9 protein-coding genes and 1 pseudogene are annotated in these 9,333 nt (G+C 30.7%); 8 read left to right on the top strand and 2 right to left on the bottom strand.

From position 1 onward, the window contains the following. Nucleotides 1-164: 164 nt before the first annotated feature. The 6 genes and pseudogenes from MUN42_RS02265 to MUN42_RS02240 all read left to right on the top strand — a co-directional run. Nucleotides 165-1,376, top strand: coding sequence for a cation:proton antiporter (locus MUN42_RS02265; RefSeq protein WP_243342665.1), 1,212 nt, complete (start codon nt 165-167; stop codon nt 1,374-1,376). A gap of 62 nt (nt 1,377-1,438) precedes the next feature. Then, entirely contained in the window at nt 1,439-2,380 is a 942-nt protein-coding gene (locus tag MUN42_RS02260; RefSeq protein WP_243342664.1) for an FAD-dependent oxidoreductase, read from the top strand. A gap of 10 nt (nt 2,381-2,390) precedes the next feature. Further along, the gene (locus tag MUN42_RS02255; RefSeq protein WP_243342662.1) at nt 2,391-2,699 is read left to right on the top strand and encodes a thioredoxin family protein; all 309 of its coding nucleotides are present in this window, start codon (nt 2,391-2,393) and stop codon (nt 2,697-2,699) included. After that, on the top strand, nt 2,699-4,579 hold the full coding sequence (locus MUN42_RS02250; protein ID WP_243342660.1) for an aryl-sulfate sulfotransferase: 1,881 nt from the start codon (nt 2,699-2,701) through the stop codon (nt 4,577-4,579). Before MUN42_RS02255 ends, MUN42_RS02250 begins: the two co-directional genes overlap by 1 nt. Before the next feature lie 355 nt (nt 4,580-4,934). Next, on the top strand, nt 4,935-5,261 hold the full coding sequence (locus MUN42_RS02245; RefSeq protein WP_243342658.1) for a helix-turn-helix domain-containing protein: 327 nt from the start codon (nt 4,935-4,937) through the stop codon (nt 5,259-5,261). Between the two features lie 391 nt (nt 5,262-5,652). Continuing rightward, nucleotides 5,653-5,865 (top strand): annotated as a pseudogene (locus tag MUN42_RS02240) (IS30 family transposase); the annotation flags it as partial. 124 nt (nt 5,866-5,989) lie between these two features. Here the strand turns inward: MUN42_RS02240 and MUN42_RS02235 are convergent. After that, nucleotides 5,990-6,532 (bottom strand): nucleoside deaminase, encoded by a 543-nt coding sequence (locus tag MUN42_RS02235; protein ID WP_243342656.1) that lies wholly within the window; start codon nt 6,530-6,532, stop codon nt 5,990-5,992. A gap of 216 nt (nt 6,533-6,748) precedes the next feature. Beyond that, entirely contained in the window at nt 6,749-8,059 is a 1,311-nt protein-coding gene (locus tag MUN42_RS02230) for a cytosine permease (protein ID WP_243342654.1), read from the bottom strand. Between the two features lie 325 nt (nt 8,060-8,384). Between MUN42_RS02230 and MUN42_RS02225 the strand changes: the two genes are divergently transcribed. After that, nucleotides 8,385-8,978, top strand: a complete 594-nt coding sequence (locus MUN42_RS02225; protein WP_243342652.1) for a TVP38/TMEM64 family protein — start codon at nt 8,385-8,387, stop codon at nt 8,976-8,978. Between the two features lie 9 nt (nt 8,979-8,987). Continuing rightward, entirely contained in the window at nt 8,988-9,326 is a 339-nt protein-coding gene (locus MUN42_RS02220) for an SdpI family protein (protein WP_243342650.1), read from the top strand. Nucleotides 9,327-9,333: the final 7 nt, after the last annotated feature.

Here is a 9,333-nt window from a genome sequence, read left to right as displayed (position 1 = left end):
AGGAGATAGAAATAGGATAACCAATCCGTTAGTGTTTAATATTTAACGAATCATAAAAGCTTAAGAAAAAATTTTTGATTATTTTATAACTATGATATAATTATATATATAATCGATTTGTAAGTTCAAATTGATTATAAAATTTATCAAGCAAGCGAGGTTATATGCTAATAATTAATTTGTTGCTTGGATATATGATAGCTTTTTTAGCTGGAAAACTTATTTCTAAGTTAAAATTTCCGCAGATTTTAGGTTGGCTATTAGCGGGGGTTATTATAGGTCCAAATGTTATCGGTATTATAAGTAAAGATGCCATGGCAATTCCTACATTTACTGTTATAATGAATTTTGCAAAAACGATTGTAGGAATAATGGTTGGTTACTCTATGGTATTTAAGAAACTAAAAAAAGCTGGAAGTAAATACTTAACTATTACCTTATCTGAAATGATAGGTGCAGCTTTGTTGGTATTTGCGGTTTTTGCAATAGCTTTTGTTGTAATGGGTATACCTTGGCCTTTGGCAATCTTGATAGGGTTAGTTGCTTTGCCTACGGCCCCAGGTGTTAATATTTCTCTTATTAGTGAATTTAAGGCAGAAGGTAGATTTACAGATATTTTAAAAACTGTGACAGGTTTGGATAATATCTTAGCAAATATTGTTTTTTACTTATTTCTAGCTCTTGTGCAAGCTATATTTAGTGCTGGTATATCAGTTGATGTGTCAATGTTTGATATGATGGCTTTACCTGCAATAATCGGTCTAATATTTGGTGTAATAGCATCATTACTTATTAAAAATTCTAAGGATTCTAAAACTGACTTAGCAATTTTTGTTTCAGTTATGGTTGTTGCAAATATATTAGCATTTTATGTTGACAATTACATACTTGAAAATCCTTCTATGAATTTTATAATAATCGGTATATTATATTCAACCGTATATGTAAATATGGTTTCTGATGAAAAATTATTATCAGTAAAAAGAGAATTTCATTCTATTCAAGAAATTGGGCTAATGTGTTTAGTTTTTAGTCTTGGCTTGCCACTAAATCCAAAACTCATACCTGATCACTTCTTAATATTGATAACATTTATTATAGTAAGAGGATTGGGAAAAATAATAGGAGGATATATTGGTTCAAGTCTTGCTAATGAGCCTGAGACGGTAAAGAAAACAATAGGTATAACAATGACACCAGCTGCTGGAGTTGCCCTAGTATTTTTTAACAATGCTGCTACAACGGCATCGGTTTTATTCCCAGAATATTTATATATATTTACCGTAGCCCTCCCTGCAAGTGTAATAATAAATGATGTGGTTGGAATATTATTGTCAAAATATGCCTATACCAAAACCGGAGAAACAAATAAGTAATTTTGAAATAAAGCTTTTAAATATTTTCTAATAATTGGTACAATAATTATAGGAGGTTAATTATGAGTAAAAGATATGATTTGATTGTAATTGGAGCAGGTCCTGCCGGAATGACAGCTGCAATTTATGGAGTAAGAGCTAATCTAAGCGTTTTGTTATTAGACAAACTAGCTCCAGGCGGAAATATAGTAAATACAAATCTTATAGAAAATTACCCAGGTAGCGGAAAAATTAATGGAGCAGATCTAGCCTACAAGATGTATGAAGATACACAAAATTTAGGTGTAGAATTTGAATATGCTACAGTAAATAAGATTGAAGATGGAGAGTTTAAGAAAATCTATACTGATGAATTCGATGAGGCTTTCGAAGCTATGACTGTTATAATTGCAACAGGTACAAGACCACGCATGCTAAATATACCTGGTGAAGCTGAGCTTGCTGGAGTTAATGTTTCATGGTGTGCTATATGTGATGGAGCAAAATATAGAGATAAAGATGTTATAGTTTGTGGTGGTGGTAATTCTGCTATCGATGAGGGGATATATCTAGCAGATATTTGTAATAAAGTTACTGTTGTCACAGACTTTGATCTCACTGGAGATCCTACAACAGCTGAATATTTTAGATCTTTAGATAATGTAGAAGTTAATTCTTATAAGGCAATACAAGAGTTTCTTGTAGAAGATGGACATCTTAAAGGAATTAAATTTGCTGATAAGGATACTTTAGAAAATGAACAAATAGTAGAGGCTGATGGTGCCTTTGAATATATAGGAACCCTTCCAAATACTGAGTTTCTTGAAGATACAAGTATAGAAAATGATAGGGGATACATAATTACAGATGAAAAAATGAGGACAAGTATGCCAGGTGTTTTTGCTGCTGGAGATTGTATATCTAAGGGATTACGCCAAATTGTTACCGCTACAAATGATGGTGCTATAGCTGCTCAAGAAGCTAGACTTTACAAGAAGTCAAAAGAAATGGATGAAAATAATTAAGGAGGATATTATGATTAGAGAATATGAAGGTGGAGATTTTAAAGATTTAATTGCTGAAGGAGTAAGTTTAGTAGACTTTTATTCAAAAACTTGTGGCCCTTGTAAGATGCTTTCATTTGTATTGAATGATATCAGCAAAAATAACGAAGGTTTAAATATAGTAAAAGTAGACTTTGAAGCAAACCCTGATTTAATTAAAGAATACAATGTAGAAGGTTATCCTACTATCGTATTATTTAAAGATGGACAAGAAGTAAATAGAAGAGGTGGATTACAACAAAAACCAGTTATAGAAAATATGATTAAGGAGGCACTATAATGACTAAAGTAAAATACGAATATCAAGAACATCTAATTGATGTTCAAGCAAGAAAAGAAAAAGAAATGCTAGAAGAATTCCATGATGGACATTATACAATGGAAAATCCTCTAGTAAAATACAACTTATATGAATTAAATGCCCTATCTGCAGTTGTTTGTTTTGAAACAGAAGAAGAAACAGCGATAAATGTAAGAGTTTTAGGAAAAACCAAACAAGCAGACTTTTATCAATCTTTCCCTAAGGCAAAAGAACATATTTTACCAATAGTTGGATTATATAGTGATTATGAAAACAAGGTAGAAATTTATCCTTGGCAAAGAGAATCAGAAAAAGTTACTATAACAATCAAAACTCCTAAGACAGATGGAGCTGATTTAGTTGAGTATGTAGATACAAGCGCTGGATATATGCAAGATCAAATAATGTTCTGCTGCCCTGCAACTGCAAAACTTGCTATAGGCGTTGACTATGCTGGAGATGTTAGACTTGACTTTACAAGACCAATGATTTGGGATGTAAAAGTTCTTCCAAATGGCAACTTCTCTATGGGGTCAGATAGAATTATGAAAATGCCTTATTTCTTGTCAGGTATTTATGAATTTACTGCAGTAGGAAAAATCTATAAAGAATATAGGGTTCCTTATGGATACCATCATGACCAATGCTATCTTCCAAATGGAGATATAGTAGCTTTAAACTGTGATGCTGCAAATGGAACAGTAGAAGATGGTGCTGTTGTAATAGATAAAGATAGTGGAGAAATAAAAAAAGAATATCACTTCAAAGATTTCATAAAACCAGGTGCTCAAAAATCAGGTTCATGGTCAGATGAAGATTGGTTCCATTGCAATGCTGTATGGTATGATGAAAATACAAACTCTCTAACATTATCAGGTCGTCACAACAACGCGATGGTAAATATAGATTTTGATACAGCTGAGTTAAATTGGATTATATCTGATCCAGAATTATGGCCAGAAGAATATCAAAAATACTTATTCAAACCAGTTGGAGATACAGAAAACTTTGAATGGCAATATGAACAACATTCAAACTTGATTACTCCACTTGGAGATGTAATGTGCTTTGATAACCACCATTGGGGTAGCCAAAACCCAGATAAATATTTAGCTCCTAATGATTCTTATTCTAGAGCTGTTAAATATAGAATAGATACAGAAAAAATGGAAATTGAACAAACATGGCAATTTGGAAAAGAATTAGGAATAGATTTCTACTCACCTTATATATGTAACGTAGTATGGTATAATGAAGGATACTATCTAGTACACTCAGGTGGAGTTGCTTATGATAAAGATGGAAATGCAAGTGCTAAACTAGGGCCTTATGCTCAAATAGATGATCCAAGATCAGTACTTAAATCAAGAACTTATGAAATTGCAGACGATGAAATAAAATTTGAGATGGAAGTAAATTCTAACTACTATAGAGCTGAAAAAATCAACCTATATAATAAAGTTGGTGAAGATTTAGTTTTAGGAGAAGGAAAAATATTAGGATCTCTTGGAGAAACAACTCAAATGGATTATGATATTCCTGCTGAAGAAACAGATCTAGAATTTGAAGATTGGCAAGAAGCAACTATCAAAGAAGAAAAAGATAGGGTTGAATTTAAATGTAAATTCACAAAGGGACAACTTGTACAATTAATCTTTGAAGGAAAAGATGAAACTAGAAAATACTTTGTATCAACATCTCATGGTATAAGAGGAGCAATGTGTGCTGGGACTTTCTTGCCTGATGATGATAGAGAAACAACAACAGTAATCTCTAAAGAAGGTTTCTCAGGAGAATATGAAGTTAAAGTTTTAGTAGATGATAAGATCTATAAAACAGGAGTAACTATAAAAGCTTAATAATGGAATTAATTCAAGATCTCCCTAGGCTTATTCTGGGGAGGTTTTTAATTTATTTGATAGACTTATAATAATTAATATGAAGTATAATATACAGTCTTATATATGATATAAAACCTATTAAATCAGAATAAATTTACTAATCGCTATGGTTAAAAGCATCACATATATAGATTGGATTTATGAGTATTGACTTTATTAGTGTTTAGGATAAATAAACATTTTTTATAGAGTCTAATATTTAATCAATTTGCCAGATAACTTGTAAAATTAAATGCGACAGCATAAGTAAGAAAAAACTCATGTTAACTTCGTATAAAATGCAATAACGACAAAAACATTTACGGAGGTTAATATGAGTTATATACATCTTAGCCTAAATGATAGAAATAAGATAGAGGTATTAAAACAAGAGGGCGTATCTTTACGAACAATAGCAAAAATTCTTGGAGTTTATCACTCGACTATTTCTAGAGAGTTAAAAAGATGCAATAACACTTATTCGGCTATAGAAGCAAGCAAAGATAGAGATGCCAAATCTTCACATACAAAAGCAAATAGCAAAGTTACAGAAAAAATAAAGGATAAAATCATTGAGAAATTGAATTGTAAGTGGTCTCCAGAACAAATTGCCTCTACTGTATTAAAAGGTGGAATTTCTTTTAATACTATATACAATTAGCCTTATTCAAGACTAATTCAATTTTACATAAGCAAACTTAGAAGAAAAGGAAAATCAAGAAAAACTAAGGAAACTTGAGGCAGATTTAACGTTGGAACATCCATAAGAAACAGACCAATCAAAGTCAAGAAAAGAGCAGAGTTTGGACACTAGCAATTAGATACAGAAGTATCATCTAGAGGAAAAAGTAAAAGATGCCTAGCTACATTTATTGAGAGAAAAACAAAATTCTATATAGCATTACCAATGCAAGATAGAAGTAAGTCTTCTATCTTGGAACAATAAAAAAACTATGTCACTCACTTCCAAAAGAATCTTTGAAGAGTTTTACTTCAGATAGAGGTAAAAATTTTCTTGTAATTATGGAGCTTAAAAGCTAGGAATTTACTTTTACTTTGCTGAGCCATATTCAGCATGGCAAAGAGGAAGCAACGAAAACTTGAATGGACTACTAAGAGAATATTATCCAAAGAAAACAGATTTATCTAAAATTAAAGTAGAAGAATTAATTAAAAAACTAATGGAGCTTAATACTAGACCTAGAAAAAGTCTAAATTATCAAACTCCATTTGATTTATTTATGCACGAACTTAGTTTGATTTAGGTGTCGCAATATTATTTGCAATTCATCATATGAAAAAGCTGTTATTTGTATTCTTGCTTATATATGAAAAAACTAAATAGCAGCTTATAATATAATAAAAATTATAAGATTATTAGAATTTTATCTATTTATCCCAATAATTTTTATGGAGTTTAAAAAATTCAGGCTCAAGCTCTTTAAATGGACCTAAAGTCTCAAATTCTTTCTGTCCACTAGCAAACACTACTCTGCTAGGTAGATTTAAAGTAGGATTTCTAATGTCATCACCAGTGTACTTCTTTAATTCAGACTCTCTAGCTATATATACATGTCTACCAAGATTTCCCCAGTACATAGCACCAGTACACATAGCACAAGAATCTGCACAATTATATAATGTAAATTTTTTCATCTCTTCTTTTGAATAAATTTGGGAAGCTTTTCTCATTAATAAAGCTTCTGCGTGTGCAGTACAATCTCCGCCTAATGTAACTTCTTCATTTCCTTGTTCTAATAGTATATTTCCATTTTCATCAGCCAGCAAACAACCAAAAGGATGATTTCCTTTTTCTTTTGATTCCTTGCATATTTCTAACACTCTATAAAGTAGCTTAACTTCATACTCTTTTAAATCTGATAGATTATATTCTTGATTTTCTTCATACTCAACTTTAAATACTTTTTTCATTGTTAATCCTCTTTATGTTTTATTTTGATTTTTTAAATTATGGTTGCCATTTTGAAAAACCTATTATAGATATGACAATACTTAAGCAAAGTAGGAATGTGCCTGTGTTTGATCCTAACTTACTATTAGACAGGCATACCATAAAAGATCCAATTCCCATAAGTATTATGCCTAATATTGCTAAATATTTATATTTTTTTATATAATCTGGATATTTCATTTATTACCTAGCCTTTCTTGAAGTTTAGCAATTAATACATATATTAATAATCCTAAAATTATACCATTTAAAGCTGGTAAACCAAATATTCCATTAACGGCACTTTCTCCAAGAGCTATATTTTCAAGAAGCTTTACTATAACTAAAGAAATTACCCAACTTATCCATGGAACTACATCCCAATCTTTAATTTTATCGCTATCTAAGTCTGGGTATATTCTTTTATTTATTACATAATAATTAGCAAGGATTATACCTGCTAATGGTGGAACAATTACACCTAAAACATTAAGAAATGTAAATAATACACTAATATTATAAGGTCTTGTTAAGCATAATAAACCAGAAAAAATTAATACAACTGTAATTATTTTTTTTCTGTCAGTTCTGAAACTATTAGCTAAATTTAGCGAAGATGAATATAAATTAGCTGCGTTGGTAGTAAATATATTTGTTGTCATAAGTATCAAACTTGGAATAACTAACCCTAATGATAATAATACCTGTGTTAGATCGCTATTTTGCATACCTATTCCTGCTATAGCTCCACAAAGAATTAATAATGTGTTTCCGCCTAGAAGACCAATTGTAGCACTAAGCATTGCTTGTTTACTATTTTTAGCAAATCTCATTGTATCAGCTATGCAAGTAGCGGTAGAAAGTATCCAGGTACCAATTACTATTGTTATACCATTTACAATACTCAGGTTTTCTGTTGGAGAATAATTGATAATAGAATTCCATCCTGCAATAGATATCGATTTCATTGCTGTCCCTAAAGAAAGAAAAATAATAGCTGGTATAGCAACATATCCCAAAATTGTTATCGCTTTAATACCAGAAAAAGCAAAAATCCCCATAACTACAGCACTTAAAAATAGAATTATTAATTCTCCGACACCTTTAATGTTAAGAACATTAGATATAAAATTACCATATGTAGCAGCTTGAATAGTGTACCGTCCTATATTTACAATAGGTACAAATAAAGTTGCAAGTTTAGATCCTTTATTTCCAAAAGTATACCTAGTTATCAAGGCAAAACTTAGACCAGTTTTGCTAGCCATATTAGCTATTGCTATAGCAATCAAACTTAAAAAGATGTTACCAATTATTACGCATAATAGAATATCGTTAAATACAAGACCACTAGCTAAGCCACCTCCTGTCATCATACTAGTAATGACAAATACAAATCCAAGCCAAACGATTGTAATGCTTAAAAAGCTTTTCCTAGCATTTACAGGAACAGCAGATTTTTCATAATCAGTATCCTGTTTAGCTTCTTCTAAAGATTTTTCGTTCATGATTTCTCCTTATTAAAATATTTAATAATGCATTAAAAGTATAACATATTACACTTTAATACTAGCACAGGGAATTATTCATGTCAATAATTTTTAATAAAACTAATCTATTATTATAAATTATAATGTGATATATAAAGACTATGTGAGATATTTATAGCAAATTAATATATTAAACTTTAATAAATTATTTGAAATCCATGAGACCTAGGGCATAAATATTTTCAATTTAAGTTAACAAATGCTTATATTCATATAAAGATAGTTGACTTACTTTCTTGGGTAGTGTATGGTGTTATAGCGAACACCTGATTAAGGAGAATTTATGAAAGTTTTTATTAGAAAAAATATCTTAAATATAGTAACCGTTCTAGTTATGGTTATTTTTGTGGCCTTGGGTTTTTATGGATACAAGGCTGGGCTTTTCAATTCAATAGATACCTTTAGGGTCTATGTCTTATCTAAGGGCAAATTAGCACCTATATTTTTTATGCTGATTCAAATAATTCAAGTCGTTTTACCTATCATACCAGGAGGCCTTACTGTTGTATTTGGAGTTGTAATTTTTGGGGCTTTTTGGGGCTTTATATATAATTATATTTCGATTTGCCTAGGATCTATCCTAGTATTTCATATATCAAAGACTTTTGGCAAGTCTATAGTTTTAAAGATTTTTGGTGAAGAAAAGTATAATAAATATAGCTCTAAGTTAAGTGAAAAGTCCTACGAGAAATTTTTTGCCCTAGCAATATTATTTCCAGTTGCCCCTGATGACTTCCTATGTTATTTGACAGGTCTTTCAGATATGTCCTTAAGGAAGTTTTCAACTATAATATTTTTGTTTAAGGGCCCATCCATATTTATGTATTCCATGGCCTGGGTTTTGGGTTTAGACTTTTTATTTAAGAAATTTATTTAAGGAGGAGATATGAACGCTAAAGAGCTTTTGTTGTTCTTCCCAGCTGCTTTTCTAATTATTACAAGCTTTGTATGTAATACTGTAAAGGATAAGAGGATAAATACTAGGTATGGCTATAGGTCAGAACTCTCTATGAAAAACAAGCAAAATTGGTACTTTGCCAACCGATACATGGCCAAGGGTACCTTAGGCTTAGGTCTATTATTTTTTATCATCGGTATACTTATCTATAAGTTCCTAGAGGCAAGTACTCTGATAGTTGTCCTAGTCTTGATAAGTGAGTTTATGGCATATATAGTTCTAGGCATCACCTTAGAAAATAGACTTAAAAGCGTCCACAAAAGATAAGAAAAAG

The organism is Anaerococcus sp. AGMB09787 (assembly GCF_022808955.1).
Classification (GTDB): domain Bacteria; phylum Bacillota; class Clostridia; order Tissierellales; family Peptoniphilaceae; genus Anaerococcus.
Note: the sequence above shows the minus strand (reverse complement) of the source record. Positions and strands in the feature narration are given on the sequence as shown.

Excerpts from the sequence above, each read along its gene's own strand:
- MUN42_RS02230 (WP_243342654.1), bottom strand. The coding sequence starts at position 8,059 with ATGAACGAAAAATCTTTAGAAGAAGCTAAACAGGATACTGATTATGAA.
- MUN42_RS02220 (WP_243342650.1), top strand. The coding sequence starts at position 8,988 with ATGAACGCTAAAGAGCTTTTGTTGTTCTTCCCAGCTGCTTTTCTAATT.
- MUN42_RS02245 (WP_243342658.1), top strand. The coding sequence starts at position 4,935 with ATGAGTTATATACATCTTAGCCTAAATGATAGAAATAAGATAGAGGTA.
- MUN42_RS02225 (WP_243342652.1), top strand. The coding sequence starts at position 8,385 with ATGAAAGTTTTTATTAGAAAAAATATCTTAAATATAGTAACCGTTCTA.
- MUN42_RS02250 (WP_243342660.1), top strand. The coding sequence starts at position 2,699 with ATGACTAAAGTAAAATACGAATATCAAGAACATCTAATTGATGTTCAA.
- MUN42_RS02235 (WP_243342656.1), bottom strand. The coding sequence starts at position 6,532 with ATGAAAAAAGTATTTAAAGTTGAGTATGAAGAAAATCAAGAATATAAT.
- MUN42_RS02265 (WP_243342665.1), top strand. The coding sequence starts at position 165 with ATGCTAATAATTAATTTGTTGCTTGGATATATGATAGCTTTTTTAGCT.
- MUN42_RS02260 (WP_243342664.1), top strand. The coding sequence starts at position 1,439 with ATGAGTAAAAGATATGATTTGATTGTAATTGGAGCAGGTCCTGCCGGA.
- MUN42_RS02255 (WP_243342662.1), top strand. The coding sequence starts at position 2,391 with ATGATTAGAGAATATGAAGGTGGAGATTTTAAAGATTTAATTGCTGAA.